This window comes from Paraclostridium sordellii (assembly GCF_000953675.1).
Classification (GTDB): Bacteria; Bacillota; Clostridia; order Peptostreptococcales; family Peptostreptococcaceae; genus Paraclostridium; species Paraclostridium sordellii.
Genome location: NZ_LN679998.1, coordinates 138,221 through 158,015, shown reverse-complemented (window position 1 = coordinate 158,015; position 19,795 = coordinate 138,221). Strand labels below are relative to the sequence as shown.

23 protein-coding genes and 1 other annotated feature are annotated in these 19,795 nt (G+C 31.0%); of the genes, 2 read left to right on the top strand and 21 right to left on the bottom strand.

Going from position 1 to position 19,795, the window contains the following annotated elements:
• Positions 1–198: 198 nt before the first annotated feature.
• Positions 199–1,031: a sequence feature (16S ribosomal RNA rRNA prediction is too short), on the bottom strand.
• Between the two features lie 275 nt (positions 1,032–1,306).
• Positions 1,307–2,182, top strand: coding sequence for an aldose 1-epimerase family protein (locus tag ATCC9714_RS00850; protein ID WP_021126749.1), 876 nt, complete (start codon positions 1,307–1,309; stop codon positions 2,180–2,182).
• 39 nt (positions 2,183–2,221) lie between these two features.
• Here the strand turns inward: ATCC9714_RS00850 and ATCC9714_RS00845 are convergent, their stop codons facing one another.
• Positions 2,222–3,343 (bottom strand): S41 family peptidase, encoded by a 1,122-nt coding sequence (locus ATCC9714_RS00845; protein WP_057545847.1) that lies wholly within the window; start codon positions 3,341–3,343, stop codon positions 2,222–2,224.
• A 160-nt stretch (positions 3,344–3,503) separates the two neighbouring features.
• Here ATCC9714_RS00845 and ATCC9714_RS00840 point away from each other — a divergent pair, with 160 nt between their 5' ends.
• Positions 3,504–4,067: a 5-formyltetrahydrofolate cyclo-ligase gene (locus ATCC9714_RS00840; RefSeq protein WP_057545848.1), complete on the top strand. Its 564-nt coding sequence runs from the start codon at positions 3,504–3,506 to the stop codon at positions 4,065–4,067.
• Between the two features lie 29 nt (positions 4,068–4,096).
• On the opposite strand, the gene ATCC9714_RS00835 is transcribed toward ATCC9714_RS00840, so the two are convergent.
• From ATCC9714_RS00835 to ATCC9714_RS00740, 20 genes are all read right to left on the bottom strand, one after another.
• The gene (locus ATCC9714_RS00835) at positions 4,097–6,478 is read right to left on the bottom strand and encodes an ATP-binding protein (RefSeq protein WP_057545849.1); all 2,382 of its coding nucleotides are present in this window, start codon (positions 6,476–6,478) and stop codon (positions 4,097–4,099) included.
• A 128-nt stretch (positions 6,479–6,606) separates the two neighbouring features.
• A complete protein-coding gene (locus ATCC9714_RS00830) occupies positions 6,607–7,023 on the bottom strand; it encodes a hypothetical protein (RefSeq protein WP_021126758.1) in 417 nt (138 codons plus the stop codon).
• 127 nt (positions 7,024–7,150) lie between these two features.
• On the bottom strand, positions 7,151–8,083 hold the full coding sequence (locus ATCC9714_RS00825; RefSeq protein WP_021130255.1) for a transketolase family protein: 933 nt from the start codon (positions 8,081–8,083) through the stop codon (positions 7,151–7,153).
• Positions 8,076–8,903 (bottom strand): transketolase, encoded by an 828-nt coding sequence (locus ATCC9714_RS00820; RefSeq protein WP_021130256.1) that lies wholly within the window; start codon positions 8,901–8,903, stop codon positions 8,076–8,078. The genes ATCC9714_RS00825 and ATCC9714_RS00820 overlap by 8 nt, the downstream gene beginning before the upstream one ends.
• 165 nt (positions 8,904–9,068) lie before the next feature.
• Positions 9,069–9,434 carry a type II toxin-antitoxin system PemK/MazF family toxin gene (locus tag ATCC9714_RS00815; RefSeq protein ID WP_055338275.1) on the bottom strand — a complete coding sequence of 122 codons (366 nt, stop codon included), beginning with the start codon at positions 9,432–9,434 and terminating at the stop codon, positions 9,069–9,071.
• Complete coding sequence (locus tag ATCC9714_RS00810; protein WP_021126762.1) at positions 9,424–9,708, bottom strand: hypothetical protein; 285 nt, start codon at positions 9,706–9,708, stop codon at positions 9,424–9,426. The genes ATCC9714_RS00815 and ATCC9714_RS00810 overlap by 11 nt, the downstream gene beginning before the upstream one ends.
• A 30-nt stretch (positions 9,709–9,738) precedes the next feature.
• The gene (alr, locus tag ATCC9714_RS00805; protein WP_057545850.1) at positions 9,739–10,902 is read right to left on the bottom strand and encodes an alanine racemase; all 1,164 of its coding nucleotides are present in this window, start codon (positions 10,900–10,902) and stop codon (positions 9,739–9,741) included.
• 15 nt (positions 10,903–10,917) lie between these two features.
• The gene (gene gerS / locus ATCC9714_RS00800; protein ID WP_057545851.1) at positions 10,918–11,508 is read right to left on the bottom strand and encodes a germination lipoprotein GerS; all 591 of its coding nucleotides are present in this window, start codon (positions 11,506–11,508) and stop codon (positions 10,918–10,920) included.
• Between the two features lie 25 nt (positions 11,509–11,533).
• The gene (locus ATCC9714_RS00795) at positions 11,534–11,995 is read right to left on the bottom strand and encodes a CBS domain-containing protein (RefSeq protein ID WP_021126767.1); all 462 of its coding nucleotides are present in this window, start codon (positions 11,993–11,995) and stop codon (positions 11,534–11,536) included.
• Between the two features lie 5 nt (positions 11,996–12,000).
• Positions 12,001–12,381: a holo-ACP synthase gene (acpS, locus tag ATCC9714_RS00790; RefSeq protein WP_021126768.1), complete on the bottom strand. Its 381-nt coding sequence runs from the start codon at positions 12,379–12,381 to the stop codon at positions 12,001–12,003.
• 201 nt (positions 12,382–12,582) lie between these two features.
• Positions 12,583–12,843, bottom strand: a complete 261-nt coding sequence (atpC, locus tag ATCC9714_RS00785; RefSeq protein ID WP_021130261.1) for an ATP synthase F1 subunit epsilon — start codon at positions 12,841–12,843, stop codon at positions 12,583–12,585.
• Positions 12,844–12,845: 2 nt separating this feature from the next.
• A complete protein-coding gene (gene atpD / locus ATCC9714_RS00780) occupies positions 12,846–14,240 on the bottom strand; it encodes a F0F1 ATP synthase subunit beta (RefSeq protein WP_021130262.1) in 1,395 nt (464 codons plus the stop codon).
• Positions 14,241–14,255: 15 nt separating this feature from the next.
• Positions 14,256–15,122 (bottom strand): ATP synthase F1 subunit gamma, encoded by an 867-nt coding sequence (atpG, locus tag ATCC9714_RS00775; protein WP_054629953.1) that lies wholly within the window; start codon positions 15,120–15,122, stop codon positions 14,256–14,258.
• A gap of 28 nt (positions 15,123–15,150) precedes the next feature.
• On the bottom strand, positions 15,151–16,653 hold the full coding sequence (atpA, locus tag ATCC9714_RS00770) for a F0F1 ATP synthase subunit alpha (RefSeq protein ID WP_054629952.1): 1,503 nt from the start codon (positions 16,651–16,653) through the stop codon (positions 15,151–15,153).
• Positions 16,654–16,668: 15 nt separating this feature from the next.
• Positions 16,669–17,211 carry a F0F1 ATP synthase subunit delta gene (locus ATCC9714_RS00765; protein ID WP_021126777.1) on the bottom strand — a complete coding sequence of 181 codons (543 nt, stop codon included), beginning with the start codon at positions 17,209–17,211 and terminating at the stop codon, positions 16,669–16,671.
• A complete protein-coding gene (gene atpF / locus ATCC9714_RS00760; RefSeq protein ID WP_021130266.1) occupies positions 17,208–17,711 on the bottom strand; it encodes a F0F1 ATP synthase subunit B in 504 nt (167 codons plus the stop codon). The genes ATCC9714_RS00765 and atpF overlap by 4 nt, the downstream gene beginning before the upstream one ends.
• A gap of 83 nt (positions 17,712–17,794) precedes the next feature.
• A complete protein-coding gene (gene atpE, locus ATCC9714_RS00755; RefSeq protein WP_021126780.1) occupies positions 17,795–18,052 on the bottom strand; it encodes an ATP synthase F0 subunit C in 258 nt (85 codons plus the stop codon).
• A 62-nt stretch (positions 18,053–18,114) separates the two neighbouring features.
• Positions 18,115–18,816, bottom strand: a complete 702-nt coding sequence (atpB, locus tag ATCC9714_RS00750) for a F0F1 ATP synthase subunit A (RefSeq protein ID WP_054629948.1) — start codon at positions 18,814–18,816, stop codon at positions 18,115–18,117.
• A gap of 2 nt (positions 18,817–18,818) precedes the next feature.
• Positions 18,819–19,208 carry an ATP synthase subunit I gene (locus ATCC9714_RS00745; protein WP_054629947.1) on the bottom strand — a complete coding sequence of 130 codons (390 nt, stop codon included), beginning with the start codon at positions 19,206–19,208 and terminating at the stop codon, positions 18,819–18,821.
• Positions 19,209–19,212: 4 nt separating this feature from the next.
• The gene (locus ATCC9714_RS00740) at positions 19,213–19,443 is read right to left on the bottom strand and encodes an AtpZ/AtpI family protein (protein ID WP_021130270.1); all 231 of its coding nucleotides are present in this window, start codon (positions 19,441–19,443) and stop codon (positions 19,213–19,215) included.
• Positions 19,444–19,795 lie beyond the last annotated feature (352 nt).

Sequence of the window (19,795 nt, the reverse complement as noted above, 5' to 3'; positions counted from 1 at the left end):
CACGACACGAGCTGACGACAACCATGCACCACCTGTCACCACTGTCCCCGAAGGGAAATCTCCGATTAGGGAGAGGTCAATGGGATGTCAAGCTTAGGTAAGGTTCTTCGCGTTGCTTCGAATTAAACCACATGCTCCGCTACTTGTGCGGGTCCCCGTCAATTCCTTTGAGTTTCACTCTTGCGAGCGTACTTCCCAGGCGGAGTACTTAATGCGTTAGCTGCGGCACCGAGGGGGGTAACCCCCGACACCTAGTACTCATCGTTTACGGCGTGGACTACCAGGGTATCTAATCCTGTTTGCTCCCCACGCTTTCGTGCCTCAGCGTCAGTTACAGTCCAGAGAGCCGCCTTCGCTACTGGTGTTCCTCCTAATATCTACGCATTTCACCGCTACACTAGGAATTCCACTCTCCTCTCCTGCACTCAAGTCCTACAGTTCCAAAAGCTTACTACGGTTGAGCCGTAGCCTTTCACTTCTGGCTTGAAAGACCGCCTACGCACCCTTTACGCCCAGTAATTCCGGATAACGCTAGCCCCCTACGTATTACCGCGGCTGCTGGCACGTAGTTAGCCGGGGCTTCCTCCTCAAGTACCGTCATTATCTTCCTTGAGGACAGAGCTTTACGACCCGAAGGCCTTCATCGCTCACGCGGCGTTGCTGCATCAGGCTTTCGCCCATTGTGCAATATTCCCCACTGCTGCCTCCCGTAGGAGTTTGGACCGTGTCTCAGTTCCAATGTGGCCGATCACCCTCTCAGGTCGGCTACTGATCGTTGCCTTGGTAAGCCGTTACCTTACCAACTAGCTAATCAGACGCGGGTCCATCCTGTACCGCAAAAGCTTTGATATAAAAGCCATGCGACTTTCATATGTTATCCCGTATTAGCATACCTTTCGGTATGTTATCCGTGTGTACAGGGCAGGTTACCCACGCGTTACTCACCCGTCCGCCGCTCACCCCGAAGGGTTCGCTCGACTTGCATGTGTTAGGCACGCCGCCAGCGTTCATCCTGAGCCAGGATCAAACTCTCAAATATAATTTAAAAAGTTGTCCATCGCTCAGCTAATCATTATCTGAATATCTGGCTTGGTTGTTTGTTGTTTAATTCTTTAAAAAAGAATTTATATAATTAACCTACTGTTTAATTTTCAAAGTTCTTAATTGTCTTTCTTACAAGTAATACTTTACCATCAATTTCTAACTTAGTCAATCTTTTTTTTAAATTTATATTATTTTTATTTAATATTTTTTATTATATAATGAAAACGTAACTATCAAAATATTTTATTTAGGAGTAAAAATCATGAACAAAATAGAAAATAACAAACTAATTATCGAAACTACTAATAAAGGTGCAGAATTAATCAATATTTATTCAAAGACTGAAAATAAAGAACTTTTATGGAATGGTGATAGTAAATTCTGGGGAAGACATTCTCCTATACTTTTCCCTATAGTTGGTCGTCTTAAAGATAATGAAACAATAATAGATAGTAAATTATATAACATGAGCCAACATGGTTTTGCTAGGGATATGGAATTTGACTTAATAGATAAATCTACAAATTCCATTACGTATATACTTAAGTCTTGTTCAAAAACGAAATCCGTTTACCCTTATGACTTTGAGTTAACAATCAAGTATACACTTGTAGACACTACTATTAATATTGATTGGAAAGTTTTTAATAAGTCAAATAAAGATATGTATTTTTCAATAGGTGCTCACCCTGCTTTCAATATACCTTTTTATGATAATGAATCTATCAATGATTATTTTTTAAAATTTGAATGCTCTAAGGATATAAATAATTATACATTAGAAGGTCCTTTTGTATCTAAAAAGTCAGAAGTTAAAAGTATTGATATATTAAATCTAACACCTGAATTATTTAAAAATGATGCACTTATATACGATAATATAAATAAAATATCTATCTGTTCTAAAAACAACACTTCATCTATAGATATTAAGTTTGAAAGTTTCCCATTTGTAGGCATATGGTCTCCTTACTACAAAGAATCTAACTCTATAGCTCCATTTCTATGCATAGAACCTTGGTATGGTATAGCTGATTCTATAGATAGTACTAAGATATTCAAAGATAAATTAGGTATAAATAAACTACCTAACAAAGAAACCTTCATAGCTTCTTATTCTATAACTATTAATCAATAATACAAAACACGCAAAAGAAAATTTGCGTGTTTTTATTTTTTATTTATTTATTTGCTTATTTACCCAATCTACAGCTGCCTCTAGTTGTTTATTTTCATCTTTTTCCTCTATACTAGGCTTTATACCTTTCTTGTTTATATAGTTACCATTAGGAGTATAGTATTGAGCTGTTGTAAGTTTATATCCTGTTCCATCTCTTAAACCTCTAACAGTTTGAACCAATCCTTTGCCAAAAGTTGTTGTTCCAACAGCTACCCCTTTATCATTGTCAACTATGGCACCTGTAAGAATTTCAGATGCAGATGCACTTCCTTCATTTATTAATATAGCTATAGGTATATCCAATTGTCTATTATTATCAGACTTAAGATATTTAGCTTTATGGCTATTATCTTTTACAGATACTATTGTATCTCCTTCAGGTAATATTTCATCCGCTATATTTTCACATACATCTAATAACCCTCCTGGATTATCTCTTACATCTAAAACTAATCCCTTTATACCTTTTTTGTTTAAACTTTCTAAAGCTTTTTCAAAATCATCATATGTATGTTCATCAAAAGAAGATATTTTTATGTATCCTATATCATTATCTAAAACTTTGTACTCGATAGTCTGCATAACTATCTCTTTTCTTTTAACATTTACATCCATAGTTTTATTATCTCTTTTTATAGTAAGTTTTACATCAGTTCCAGCCTTACCTTTTATAAAGCTCATAGCTTTATCCATATCTTTTGATGTGACTAACTTTCCATCTACTTTAACTATTTTATCTCCAGATTTTATTCCACTTTTTTCAGCAGGAGATCCCTTTATAGGAGATACTACAGTTATAAGATCATCCTTTTCTACAGGTCCAATTACAACTCCAATACCTACATATGTCCCAGAAGTCTGTTCTTTAAGTTTTTCAAATTCACTTTTTGTATAATACTGAGAATAAGGATCATCTAAACTTTCAAACATTCCTTTTAAAGCTCCATTGGTTAAATTTTTCTCATCAGTTTCTTTGTAAAAGTCTTTTTTTATAGATTTTTCAAGTCCTATTATTTTTCCATATTCTCTATACTTAAACCCAATAACTTGAGAAGTTATAAAGGCCGTCGCAACAACGAGTACAATAGAATAAATTATGGCTCTTTTTTTAGATATCATAAATAGCATCTCCTTTACATAATTTACATTAATAGTATATGTTTTCTTGTAATTTTTATTACTACCACCAGTTTTCTTGATATATTACCTTTTAAATATTAGACTAATTATCAAGAAAAATCATACCATATTATACCACATTAGCTAGGAGGAGTTTTTATTGAAAAATATTTTAAGAAAAAAAGTTATAAATATCAGAAAAAATACTTCTATTGATTTTGTAAATAATTCATCTTATGAAATAGTCAATAAAGTTTTATCATTAAATCAAATTAAATCTGCATCTACTATTATGATTTACTTAGATTTTAACAATGAAGTTAAAACTGATTATTTAGCAATTAAATTGATGAGCTTGGGTAAAAAAGTTTTAGTTCCTATAACAAAAAAAGAAAGTAAAACTTTAATTCCATCTGAAATTAAAGACTTATCTTCAGAGCTTAAAATCGGAACATATGGAATAAGGGAGCCTAAAGAAGAGTTTATCCGAGAATGTAGTGTAAATTCCATAGATGTTTTAATAGTTCCTGGAGTAGCTTTTGATAAAAATAAATATAGACTTGGATATGGTGGAGGATTCTATGATAGATTTATAGAAAAACTACACAAGGACACCGTAACTATAGGCTTAGCTTTCGATTTTCAAGTTTTTGATTGTATTCCAAAAGAAAATCATGATTCTCAACTTGACTACGTTATAACTGAAAGCCAAATAATAAAATAGAGTAAATAAACATTTACTCTATTTTAAATTTATTTTTCATCTTTTTTATCTTCTGATTTTCTATATAATTCTAACTGTTTATTAACACATCTATCTATTTCTTCTATATCCATACCAGTAAGTATCCCTAACCCTTCTTCTATAGTGGATATAGCATAAATATTAAATTGCCCATTTTTTACAGCTTCAATAACTTCATCTTTTAACATTAAATTTTTTACATTTTGTATTGGCATCATAACCCCTTGTTTTCCATTAAGTCCTTTTAACTTGCACACATCAAAGAATCCTTCTATTTTTTCGTTTATCCCTCCAATAGGTTGAATTTCGCCTTTTTGGCTTACCGACCCAGTAACAGCTATATACTGTTTTATAGTAATTTTAGCTATACTAGATATTATCGCATATAATTCAGTACTAGATGCACTATCTCCATCTACACCTGAATAATTTTGTTCAAAAGTTATAGAAGTTGATATTGATAAAGATTTCTCTTTACCATATCTTTCTCCCAAATATCCAGATAATATTAAAACTCCTTTATCATGTATACTTCCACTTTTCTTAATTTCTCTCTCTATATTTATTATTCCACTTCTTCCTTTATAAGTTGATGCAGTTATCTTAGATGGTTTTCCAAATCTATATTCACCATTTCCCATTACTGCAAGTCCATTTATTTGACCTACTTTTTCTCCATCTAAATCAATTAACAGTGTTTCATCTTCAAACATTTCATTTAACTTTTCTTCATATTTATTATTTCTATAATTACTTTGACATATAGCATTTTGGATATCTTCTTCTGTTACATATTTATGATCTTTATTACTAATAGCATCAGCTTCATATATTAAATCTAATATCTTGCTAAATCTAGCGGTTAATTTGTATTGATCATCACTAAGCCTTGCACTATATTCTAATACTCTCTCTATTGCCTTTTTGTCAAAATGTTTTAATCCACCTTCACTACATTGGTTAGATATCAATTTTACAATCTTATATATATTTTCATCATTTTTATTAATTTCTATATCAAAATCCGCAACTATCTTGAACAAGTTTTTAAAATCTTCATCATAAGAATATAATAAGTTATATATATATGAATCACCAATTAAGATTACTTTTATATCTAAGTCTATAGGTTCTGGTTTTAATGTAGAAGTAGCTAAATGTCCATATTGTTTATTTAAAGATTCTATAGTAATTTTTTCAGTTTTTAAAGATCTCTTTAAACATTCCCAAGAAAATGGATTAGTTAATAAATCTTTTGCATTTATGATTATAAATCCACCATTGGCTTTATGTAATGATCCGGGTTTTATTTCCATAAAGTTTGTAGTTAATGATCCTATTTCATTTTTATAGTCAACAGCTCCTGTCAAATTGTAATAAGTAGGGTTAGTTTCATTTATAACCATTCCCTCTTTACAGTCACTATTATCGATTAATAAGTTCACATAATATCTTATGAAAAATTTATTATCATTTTTTGGCCCCATAATACCAAGTAATGCCATAGGATTTTGAGATGAATCCTCTCCTATTACTTTAAACTTACTTATATTTTTAACTACATCTTCGCATAAATCATTTATATAAGCTTCAACTTTTTTATCTCCATTATATTTATCTATTAAATATGATTTATAAAATCCAACTAAACTTTTACCTACATTTTTATCTAGCTCCTCAAGCTTTTCTTTATATGAATCTTCACATTGCTTAATATGATTTATAAAATCTTTACTTTCTTGATTTAACTTAATACCTTCTTCTCTTATATGTTTTATTTCCTGAGGTGTTAAGTTTCCAATCTCTTCTTCAGATAGTATATTTCCATCCTCCTTTATAGGAATACTTATCAACCCTCGTTCAGTTACTTCAAACCTAAATCCTTTTACCATAGCTACTTTATTCAATTCATCTATTATCTGTTGTATATTACTTTCTAACTCCGTCATTAATAACCTATTATGATATTCATATTCTTTTGTACTAAATATTTTAGGAACTTCATCTTTTAGCTTTTCCACTATATCTTCTATATCGTTTTTAAAACATTTCCCATTACCACAGTTAAAAGATAAAGATATCGGCTCATTTTGATTTTTAAAATTATAAACATAAACCCAGTCTTTTATATTTTTGCTACTTCCCTTAACCTCATTTATAAGCATATTAGTGTAACTATTTCTTCCCGTTCCACTACATCCCGAAGCATATATATTGTAACCTTTCCTTTTCATGCTCAACCCAAACTTTAAAGCCTGAACAGCTCTTTCTTGTCCAATTATTTCTCTTTCTGGTTCTATATCTTCTGTTGAATTAAAATTCATATAATCTAAATTAAATTTATATTTTAATTTCGATACATCTAGCTTAAATTTATCTAAATTAAACATTTATTCACCTCATATAATCTATTTTGATATTTAGTTTTACCTATATGATGTAAATAATGTAAGTTTTATTAAAGTAATCGAAAATATATAAAGCACTAAATATTTTTTATTTAGTGCTTTATATATTTTTATTTTGAGTTCAATTCAATTCTATCAGGTAATTCTTTTAAACTTGTTTCAACGACTATATATGGATGTGAATCCTCTTTATTTTTATGTACAACATTTACTTGCATAACATTTTTATCATCTTCTCTTTTCAACTTTATAGAATCCATTTCTATTCCTTTTTCTTTATCTTTACCCCTAGTAACTATTACATATATTTTATTATCAATTTTTACAGCTAAAGCTCGTTCTTCATCAGTATATTTTCCCATGATGTCTAGAATTTTTTCAGGAATTTCATTTTTCGATAGAACTATATAGTCTACTGGTTTTGAATCTTCCATAAACATCTTAGGAATAAAAATAAATCCTCCTATGACTAAGATTAAAGCTACAATGCCATAAATTACACCTCTAATATTAAACTTTACCTTCATCCATATCACCTCCCCTATAAATATATGTTTATATTTTAAATATAGAAGAGTTTTTGCTGCGAAACTAAAAAAGCCATAAACTTATGTAAGATATAAGTTTATGGCTATATATTATATATTAAATTATCTATTTAGATATAGCTTCCTTAACAGCTTTAACTAATTCTTCAGATGTTAATCCATATGCTTTTAATAATTCTTTTGGAGTACCTGATTGCCCAAATACATCTTTAACTCCAACTTTTTTAACTATAACTGGGCACTCTTCACTAACAACTTCACTAACTGCTGATCCTAGTCCACCTATTATACTGTGTTCTTCAGCTGTTACTATAGCTTTAGTTTCTTTAGCTGCTTTTATTATTAATTCTGAATCTATAGGCTTTATTGTAGGCATATTTATAACTCTTACATTTATACCTTCAGCTTTTAATTCTTCATGTGCTAATATAGCTTCATTAACCATCATACCACAAGCTATTATAGTTGCATCATTTCCTTCTCTAACAACTACGCCTTTACCTATTTCAAACTTATAGTTTTCTTCATTTATAGTAGGCACTGCAGATCTTCCAAGTCTAACATAAACAGGTCCATTATATTTAGCTACTTCAAATATAACTTGTTCTGTTTCCATTCCATCAGCTGGAACTATAACTGTCATATTTGGTATAGATCTCATTATAGCTATGTCTTCAACACTTTGATGTGATCCACCATCTTCTCCAACTGTTATACCTGCATGAGTTGCACATACTTTTACATTTAATTTTGGATAGCATGCAGAGTTTCTTATAACTTCAAATCCTCTTCCTGTTGCGAACATAGCAAAACTACTTGCAAAAGGTATTTTTCCTGCTGCTGCTAATCCACAAGCAGCACCTATTAGGTTTTGTTCAGCTATCCCCATATTAAAGAATCTATCAGGAAATGATTTTGAAAAGTCATTTGTTTTTGTAGATTTAGATAAATCTGCATCTAAAACAACCACATTATCATTTACTTGTCCTAATTTTACTAGGGCTTTTCCATATGCTTCTCTAGTTGCTATATTACTCATTATCTGAACCTCCTAATTCTGCTAATGCTTTTTCTAAATCACTATCACTTGGAGCATTTCCATGCCATCCTGGATTATTCTCCATAAATGATACACCTTTACCTTTTACAGTTTTAGCTATTATCATAGTAGGTTTTCCTACTGTCTCTTTAGCCATATCAAGAGCAGCAAATATTTGATCAAAATCATGACCATCTATTTCTATAACGTTCCATCCAAAGCTTTTAAATTTAGATCCTATAGGACCTATATTCATTACATTTTCTACTTGTCCATCTATTTGTAATCCATTGTAGTCTAAAAACGCTACTAAGTTATCTAATTTATAATGAGCAGCACTCATTGCAGCTTCCCATACTATACCTTCTTGTACTTCTCCATCTCCAAGTACTGTATAAACTCTCCATGGAGCATTATCTAATTTTGATGCCATAGCCATACCACTAGCTACAGAAAAACCTTGTCCTAACGAACCAGTAGACATCTCCACTCCAGGAGTTCCTTTCATATCTGGGTGTCCTTGTAGCATAGCTCCTATTTTTCTTAGTGAGTTTAATTCACTTTTATCAAAGTAACCTTTTTCAGCTAAAGTTGAATATAAAACTGGAGCTGCATGTCCTTTTGATAATACAAATCTATCTCTATCTTCTTTCTTTGGATTTCTAGGATCTACGTTCATTTCATCAAAGTAAAGTGCTGTTAATATCTCAACTGCAGATAATGACCCTCCAGGATGTCCAGACTTAGAACCATGTATCATAGTAACGATATCTTTTCTTATGTTACGTGCGATTCCATTTAATACTTTATGGTCTCTCATGTAATTACCTCCTTGTATTTATGAATAAAACTACTGACTCTATATTATGTACTTTTTCATATGTACCATACCAATTCCATATTATTATATCACTTTTTGCATTTTTTTTGCTTAAAAAAGCAAAAAAAATTATCGATATAGGTAACCCTTATATCAATAATTTAATTAAAGTTGAAATAATCCTAAACTAATTAATAGACTATTATTTACTTTTTCCATCATACATTCATCTAGATAACCTATCTTTTCTCTCAATCTTTTTTTATCTATCGTTCGAATTTGTTCTAAGAGAATAACGGAATCTTTATTAAGCCCATACTCATTAGAACTTATTTCTATATGAGTTGGTAATTTTGCCTTGTTTATTTGAGATGTTATAGCTGCAACTATAACTGTTGGACTGTATTTATTACCTATATCATTTTGTATTATGAGTACTGGTCTTATACCACCTTGTTCAGATCCAACAACAGGGCTTAAATCTGCATAATATAAATATCCGCGTTTGATATCTAAACTATTAGAACTCACCTTGAGCTATAATCCCTTCAAGGTCATCATCAGAAGATACCTCATTTGTCATTCCTAGCTCGGCTAAAGTTAAATTTATTTGACCCATTTCTTTGTATCCTTTTATCATGGACTCTTTCAGATCAAATTTTTTCTTTTGAGTAATGTAGAATTGAAAAGCAGCCTTTGCAAAGTCTTCTCTATTAGTATTCTCTATTTGAACTATATGATCTACTTCTGAGATCAGAGAATCAGGTAAATTAAATACAATTTTTTCCTTACCAATATTGCGCACAACATCGCCTCCTAGAGTATACCTTCATCTTTATTTTATCAAATAATTATCTCGTTGTACAATTGCATTTCTTTCCATATAAACACGTTCAACTCTTCTTGCAACCATGCATAGAATTTCATAATTAATTGTCCCTAGATCATTAGCAAGTTTCTCTACACATTGATTTTTGCTCTCAGAGAATATTATAACCTCATCGCCAATTTTTATGTCAATTTCTTTATCTATTTTTGCCATACATTGATCCATGCATATTCTTCCAACAACATCAAATTCTTGATTTTTTATATATACTTTAGGATTTTTTTGCATCCTTGTAAATCCATCTGCATACCCAATAGGTATAGTGACTATTCTTTCATTTAATTTAGTTTTATATTTTAATCCATAGCTTATTCCCATATTCGCTGATAATTCTTTTATGTATGATACTCTTGATTTTAATGTCATAGCTGGCTTTATATTTAAAACTTCTTTATTTACTTCATCTGAAGGATAATGTCCATAAAGTATTATTCCGCATCTAACCATATTAAAGTTTAAATCTCTGCATTCCATAATGGCTGCGCTATTTGAAACATGTTTAATAGGAATTTCTATGTCTAGGTTCTCCAATCTATTTATTATAGTATTGAATTTTTGTGCTTGGCTATAAGTATAAGTTTTATCCTTTTCATCCGCTGTAGCGAAATGAGTAAAAATCCCTTCTATAAGTAAATTATCTAAACTATTAATTTTTATTATTTCATCAACCGATTCATCATTTACTTTTAGACCTATCCTACCCATTCCCGTATCTATTTTTATATGAATTTTACCTAATTTATTATGCTTTTTTCCAAATTCATTTACAATAGATGCAGTTTCATAAGAAAATACAGTTAAACTTATATCATTTACCACAGCATCTTCTAAAGAACATTCTGGTACATATCCTAAACATAATATAGGAATAGAGATTCCATTTTCTCTCAATTCTAAAGCTTCTTCTAATCTAGAAACTGCTAAGTAATCTACATTTTCTCTTTCTAATAATTTTGATATTTGAACTGCCCCATGTCCATATGCATTAGCCTTAACTACACCACAAACCTTGGTATCTTTCTTTAATAAACTTTTTATATTTTTTAAATTAAATTTTATATTATCTAGATTTATCTCTGCCCATGTAGAAGCTGTTATACTATTACTCATTTTTCTATCTCCTCGCTATTTTTTGTACTCAAAATCAGAATAATTTACTATAAATCGATTATTCCCCTCTTGATCCAATATTTCTAATTTAGCAGGATAATTTGTTTTAGAATCTATATAAAGTATCTGCTTGCTGAAATATTTAGTGTTACCAGGTATAAATACCATAAGTATTAAGTATCCATCCTTCATGTCAATTTTTATCTCTTCCCCTTGCAGATAATTTTCTATAAAATCCCCTATGAATAAATGCTGACTATCTTTCCCTACATTTGGGATAATCAGTTTGTCTTTTATTTCTGGATTAGTAACAATTATCTTGTCTTTTCTATACTCTATAGTTTTCCCTTTTAAATGTTTAGGCTCTATCACCTGTAATTTAAAATTTCCTGAACCCTTATATTCATGCATCAGTGAATATTTTTGTGAACTTTTATTACCTAAAACCTCTATATCTGCTCTACATTTATAATATTCCATTTTAGATATTTTATCTTGAAAGTTTTTATAGGCTTCTTCCTTAGTTAATTTTTTCTTTTCACAACCTATTATTGTAGAAGTCAAAACAATCATTAAAACTATAACTATAGTCCACTTATACCTCACATAGCACCTCCTAAGGCTTTATATGCTAATTTTCATACATAGATTTAATTATATCGTATCTACATATTATTCCTTTTATCTTATTATTTTGATCCACTACAGGAACTCTATTTACTGATTTTTTTATCATAATGTTTGCTACATCGTCAAATGTATCATCTTCATGAACCTTGACAACATCTGTTGACATTAAGTCTTTAACTTGTGTTGCTGCTACATCTTTTATATCATGCTCCATTTTTTTAAAGTCATCTAAATATATAAGTCCTTGTAAAAATGTTATGTATTCTGGAGGGTTTATATATTTTTCTTTTTTCATTATATCTGTCTCTGAAATAATTCCTACAACCTTATTATTTTCATCAACAACTGGTAATCCACCTATCTTTTCTGAGATAAGAGTATTTGCTATATCACTTATAGTATCTGTTTCTTTTGCTACTTTGACATTAGTAGTCATTATATCTTTTGCTTTTTTAGTTTTCATTTAAATCACTCCTTAACTATTACAATAGCATTAGCTACTGCGTAATTATCACTATGAGATATGGAAACTTTTATTTCTAAAACATTATAATCTATGCAAATTTTCTCTAGATTATTATAAGTTTTAACTATAGGTTTTCCTTTTTCATCTCTAATAACTTCTATATCTTTAAATTCAAAATTTCTTATGCCTGTTCCTAACGCTTTGCTTATAGCCTCTTTAGCTGCAAAGTTCCCTGCTATAGTTTCTACCCTAAAATTTTTACTTTCAAAATACTTTCTCTCATTTTCTGTAAAAATCTTATTAATAAACCTATTATTTTTTTCTAGTATATCTTTTATTCTATATATTTCTGCTATATCAATTCCAATTCCAAATATATTCATCTACGCCTCCAATTGATACATTAGTATTATTTTATTACGAATCATCAAATATATTCAGTTGATTTAAATAGATTAAGTTTTATCTATAATATCATACTATTACATATTTTCATTTTTTAATAGTTCCACTATAATATATTTTTTTATTTATAGTGGTTTAAAAACTAAAAAAAGACTAGAGTTAAACTCTAGTCTTTTTGTTTATAACCATTCTGCAGATTCAGTTAGAACAACAGCTTGTTCTTTTTCAACTTGTATGAATCCTCCAGAAACTTTTGCTTCTTTATATTTGCCTTCTTTTTTTATCTTTAAAGTTCCATCTGATAATCCAGCAACTAAGGGTCTATGGTTTTTTAATATACCTCTATCTCCTTGAGTTGTTCTAACTATTATCATTTCCGTTTGTCCTTCATAGAAGACTTTTTCAGGAGTAACAATTTTAACCGCAAATTCGCTTGCCATTATTATCTACTCTCCTTCGCTTTTGCAACTGCCTCTTCTATACTTCCTACGAATAAGAATGCTGATTCTGGTAAATCATCATGCTTACCTTCTAATATTTCTTTGAAACTTCTTACAGTTTCTTTTACAGGAACATATTTACCTTCAAATCCTGTGAACTGTTCAGCAACTGTGAAAGGTTGAGATAAGAATCTCTCTATCTTTCTAGCTCTGTTAACTGTCATCTTATCTTCATCAGATAATTCGTCCATACCAAGTATAGCGATTATATCTTGAAGTTCTTTATACTTTTGAAGTATAGATTGAACAGATATCGCTACTTCATAATGCTCTTTACCAACTACTGCTGGGTCAAGTACTCTAGATGTAGACTCTAATGGGTCAACAGCTGGGAATATACCTAGAGAAGCTTTTTGTCTAGATAAAACTGTTTTAGCATCTAAGTGTGTGAATGTTGTAGCTGGTGCTGGGTCAGTTAAGTCATCGGCAGGTACATATACAGCCTGAACTGATGTTATAGACCCTTTATTTGTAGATGTTATTCTCTCTTGTAATCTACCCATCTCTGTAGCTAATGTTGGTTGGTATCCAACTGCTGATGGAGTACGTCCAAGAAGTGCAGAAACCTCAGATCCTGCTTGAGTGAAACGGAATATATTATCTACGAATAATAAAACGTCTTGTCCTTCTTGATCTCTGAAATATTCAGCCATTGTAAGACCAGTTAAAGCAACTCTCATTCTTGCTCCAGGTGGCTCATTCATTTGTCCGAATACTAGAGCTGTCTTGTTTATAACTCCAGACTCACTCATTTCTCCGTAAAGGTCGTTACCTTCTCTTGTTCTCTCTCCAACACCTGCGAATACTGATATACCACCATGTTGAGTAGCTATGTTGTTTATAAGTTCTTGTATAAGAACTGTTTTACCAACTCCGGCTCCACCGAATAGACCGATTTTACCACCTTTTAGGTATGGTGCTAATAAGTCAACAACTTTTATACCAGTTTCTAGTATTTCAACACCTGGCTTTAATTCATCAAATGCTGGTGCTTCTCTATGTATTGGGCTTTTAGGAGCATCCTTTGGAGCTGCCTTACCATCAACTGGCTCACCTAATACGTTGAATATTCTTCCTAAAGTTTCATCTCCTACAGGTACACTTATAGCTGCTCCTGTATCAACAACTTCCATTCCTCTTACAAGTCCGTCTGTAGAACTCATTGATATACATCTTACAGTATCATCACCAACGTGTTGCGCAACCTCTATAACTATTTTCTTATCTCCGTGCTTTATCTCTAACGCATTTAATAGATTAGGTAAGCTTTTTTCATCATTGAACTTTACGTCAACTACTGGACCGATAACCTGAACTATTTTACCTAAGTTTGCCATGTCCTAACCTCCTTATTATTGAGCTGAAGAAGCTCCTGCAACTATCTCAGATATTTCTTGAGTAACCGCAGCTTGTCTTGCTCTATTGTATTGTAACTCTAAATTAGATATCATTTCATTAGCATTGTCTGTCGCTGATTCCATAGCTGTTCTTCTTGCTGCTTGCTCTGAAGCATAAGATTCAGCTATACCACCATATATACTTCCAGATACATATTTAGGCACTATGAAACCAAGTACAGCATCTGCAGAAGGTAAGTATTGAACTGCTGCTCCACTTTTCTTCTCTTTATCTTGAGCTTTGTCTGTATCTATAGCTATCGGTAATAACTTAGATATTCTTGGCTCTTGACTTAATGCTGAAACAAACTCTGTATATATTAATTTAACTTCATCTATATCACCGTTTTGATATAAATCCATTATTTGTTTAGATATTTGCATTATTTCTTCATATTCAATATCTTCAACAGAACCTATTGTTCCTATTAAATCAAATGATCTTTTGCTAACAAACTCTTTAGCTTTTTTTCCTATAGTTATAACTTTTACATTATTGAAACCTTCTGTTTCTGCAATTAATGTTTTAAAAACATTTGAATTGTATCCACCAGCAAGACCTCTATCTCCAGCTATAACTATATAACATTTATTTTTAACTTCTCTTTCTTTGAGAAATTCACTTTTAACTCCACTCGTATTCTTAGCTATATTTTGTACAGCTTCTTGTAAAGTATTGAAATACGGCTTAGAACTTTCAGCTCTTTCCTTAGCTTTTCTAAATTTAGAAGAAGCAACTAATTCCATAGCTTTAGTTATTTGCTTAGTATTTTCAACACTAGCAATACGAACTTTGATTTCTTTCATTCCAGCTCCTGCCAATTGGGTTACCTCCTTTTTTTAAAAAGGATTACGCTTCTATAACAAATTTCTTTTTGAAATCGTTTATAGCGTTTGTTAATTCTTGAGTGAAATCACCATTTGCAAGAATTTTTTCTCCTATTTGTGGGTAATTAGCATCTACGAATTCTAATAATTCTGTTTCGAATCTTCTTATGTTATTTACAGGTATATCTTCTAATAAGTTATTTACAACTGCAAATATCATTACAACTTGGTTCTGAACGTCCATAGGTTGATGCTCACCTTGTTTTAGAACCTCAACGATTCTTTCCCCTTGAGCAAGTCTCTTCTTAGTATCTTCATCTAAGTCAGATCCGAATTGAGAGAATGCTGCAAGTTCTTTATATTGAGAATAAAGAAGTTTTAATGGTCCTGAAACCTTCTTCATTGATTTTATCTGAGCAGATCCACCAACCCTTGAAACAGATATACCAGGGTCAACTGCAGGTCTTATTCCTGAGTAGAATAATTCTGGTACAAGGTATATTTGTCCGTCTGTTATAGATATAACGTTAGTTGGTATATAAGCAGAAACGTCTCCACCTTGAGTCTCGATTATAGGTAATGCAGTTATTGAACCAGCACCTAATTCGTCTGATAATTTTGCTGCTCTTTCTAATAATCTTGAGTGTAAGTAGAATACATCCCCAGGGTAAGCTTCACGTCCTGGTGGTCTCTTAAGTAATAATGACATTTCTCTGTATGCAACGGCATGCTTAGTTAAGTCATCATATACTATTAATACATGTTTTCCATTAAACATGAATTCTTCTCCCATAGCAACTCCTGCATATGGTGCTAAGAATTGAAGTGGTGCAGATTCAGATGCAGTAGCAGAAACTACTATTGTGTAATCCATTGCTCCACCTTTTTCTAATGTGTTAACAACTTGTGCAACTGTTGAACGTTTTTGTCCTATTGCAACATATATACATACAACATCTTTACCTTTTTGGTTAAGTATTGTATCTATACATATAGATGTTTTACCTGTTTGTCTATCACCTATAACTAGCTCTCTTTGTCCTTTACCTATTGGTATCATGGCATCGATAGCTTTTATTCCTGTTTGTAATGGCTCATGAACTGATTTTCTTGCCATTATTCCAGTAGCTTCTGATTCAACGGGTCTGAATTTATCAGCTTTTATAGGTCCTTTTCCATCAACTGGTTGACCTAAAGAGTTTACAACTCTTCCTATCATAACGTCCCCAACTGGAACTTGAACTATATTACCTGTTCTTTTTACGATGTCTCCTTCTTTTATTCCAGAGTCATCACCTAGTATAACTGCCCCTACCATTTCTTCTTCAAGGTTAAGAGCCATTCCGTATACTTTACCTGGGAACTCTAATAATTCACCAGCCATAGCCTTTTCTAATCCGTAAACACTAGCTATACCGTCCCCAACTTTTAAAACACTTCCTGTATCTGTTAACTCTACTTTATTTTCGTAGCTTTTTATTTGCTCTTTTATTATAGCACTTATTTCTTCTGGTCTTAAATTCATGGGTTCACCGCCCTCCTAAGATATTACTTGAGATAGTTGTTCCTTCATTTTATCTAAACGATACTTAACGGTTCCATCTATCTCTTCATTTCCAAGTCTAACTAGGACTCCACCTAAAACAGACTTGTCTATTTCATTTTTTAGAATAACTGTTTTATTATACTTAGTTGAAAGTTTCGCTTGAAGCGCATTAAGTTCGCTTCCTTCCATAGGAACTGCTGTTATAACAACTCCTTCTAAGATATTATTTTTATTATTTAATAAAGCTTTGTAAGCTTCTTTTATATCAGCTAAACAAGATAATCTATCTTTATCTGCTAATATTTTTAAGAAATTTAACATTTCTTTATCTATTTGTTTTCCAAATATATTGTTTATTAAATTCTTCTTATCTTCTTTTGATATGATAGGAGATTTTAATATATTTTCGAATTCATTGTTTTCTATTATTATATCTACTACAGCCTTTAGCTCATCATATAGCTTTTCAGTTGAGTTAGACTCTTCTCCAACTTGGAATAAGGCTTCAGCGTATCTACTTGAAACTATATTTATCATTGAGCTTCGCCTACCTCTTTTATAAAGTCATTTATTAGCTTTTCATGCTTAGACTTGTCTAGGTCACTTTCTATAACCTTAGATGCTGCAAGTAAAGCTATTGAAGATATATCATCTTTAACTTCATTCATAACTTTTTGTCTTTCTTGTGCTATATCTTTACTAGCTTTTTCTTTTATGCTTGTAGCTTCGTTTTTAGCTGTAGATATTATTTCCTCTGATTTCTTCTCTGCTCTTAAAGTAGCTTGTTTTATTATTTCTTGCCCTTGATCTTTAGCAGAGCTTAATTTTTCTTCGTATTCTTTTTTGAACTTTTCACCCTCAGATTTTGTTTTCTCTCCTTGAGCTAAGTTTGTTTGAATATCTTTTTGTCTAGCTTCTATTATTCCTAAAACAGGTTTAAATAAAAGTTTCTTTAAAATAACAAACACTAAGAATGTATTTATTAACTGGAATAATAATTCATATGATACTCCAATTAGTGGTTTTAATTCAAACATCCTTGTTCCTCCTTTCTACTAATCACAATTCGTAATTAGGAGATGGTTACCCCACCTCCTACTCATGATAACTTATCTTTAAATTATTTTAACATTGCTTTGAATGGATTAGCGAATAGAAGTATTATAGCTACAACTAAACCATATATTGCTGAAGACTCTGCAACTGCAGCTCCTAGTAACATTGTTTGAGTTATTTCTCCTTTAGCTTCTGGTTGGTTACCAACTGCCTCAGCAGCCTTACCTGCAGCGAATCCTTGTCCTATTCCTGCTCCTATACCTGTTGCAACTGCGATACCTGCTCCTATAGCTGAACCTGCTAATAATATAGCCATTTCCATGATTGTTTCCTCCTTAAAATTTAAATTAATTTTTATTTATTATTTTTTATTTTACATATCAATTACTCTGTAGCATTTGATACAAATACCATTGTAAGCATTATGAATATGAACGCTTGTAGTATACCAGCAAATATATCAAAGTATAAATGTAGTGGTACTGGTATTATTAATTGTCCAAAAGGTATATTTATTCCTGTTAATGATGTTGATACAAACCCTAAGAATTGATATAACAACGCCATGATAACAGATCCTCCAAGTATATTACCAAATGGACGGAAACTTAATGATATAGGTTTTGCTAACTCACCTATTATATTAAGTGGTAATAGTAATGGTATTGGCTCAAGTAATTCTTTGAACATACCCATACCTTTTTTCTTCACACCTGCATAATAAATCATAAAGAATGTTATTAGTGCCCATGCTAGTGTAGTATCTAAATCTGTTGTAGGAGATCTAAATCCTAATAGTCCTATAAGGTTTGAAACTGCAAAGAATAAGAATAAACTACCTAAATACGGCACTATAAAAGGTAACTCTTTTACTGCAGTTGGACCCATAGTGTCTTTTACAAATTTATCAAATCCACCTACTACAAATTCTAAAAATATTTGTACTTTACTTGTTGGGACTTTCTTTAAGTTTCTAGTTAGTAAATAAGATACTAAAGCAAGACCTGCTAATATTAGCCAACTTGTAATAACTGTATCACTTAATTTAAAGTTTCCAACATATAGTATAAATTTAGCTTGACTCATACTTACGCCTCCTTTCTTTTAAGTTTATCTATTACTACTCTTTTACCTAATATAGAAAACTTAGTGCTCAATAAGCCTATGGTAGTTCCAATAATACTTATGTGTGGTGAAACTGCTGAAACATACAACACCACAGCCATTATAAACATCCTTATTATGTACCTACTCGTTGAGTAGATTTGAGCTTTCGTAGGAGCATATGTTACTGACTTTTGCAGTGATATAGCTAATAGCCTAAAATTTAAAACCGCTATTAAACTTCCAAACAAAAGACCTGTAAGCATTTCCTTTATAGAGTTTGACAAAAAAATAATTAGAATTGCTGCGATTAAATCAATTATGACTACACCTTTATTTACGTCTCGTATTTGTTTTTCTAAAGTACTATTCATTTAATCACTTCCTTTTAGCATATACAATAAGAGTTTTGTAAACTCCACTAAAAGCTCCGCCTATGCCTAATACAAGAAATATTAGTAATAATAACGGGCTTGTTCCAAATTTATCATCTAAGTACTTTCCTAAAAAAGCACAGCCTAAAATAGGTATTATTATCATTAGTCCTACTTGACTTACTAAAGAAAGCATACTAAGAGCTTGCATATATTTTTTTCTTTTATCATCCATAGATAAATCCCTCACTATCGTGATTTGTTTTGGTTGAATAACCTATAAATATGCATCTAATATTTTTTCGTTTGAAATATGAATATTTTAATTCTAAATTATATTTTATTATTATATTTCTTTTAAAAAATTTTATCAATACCTAATATTGATTTTAAAATTTCTGTTTTTTCTATTTTGTGTAAATTTTGAATAATTATTTTTCAATTATTCAAAATTTCACTTTTTATAGATTTTTAATTATTTTAAACATCAAAATAATCTTATTAAATATAATCCTCATTAATATTAGTATTTATGCATATTTTTGCATACAAAATTTATATTCCATATTCATTTACATGAATTAGAA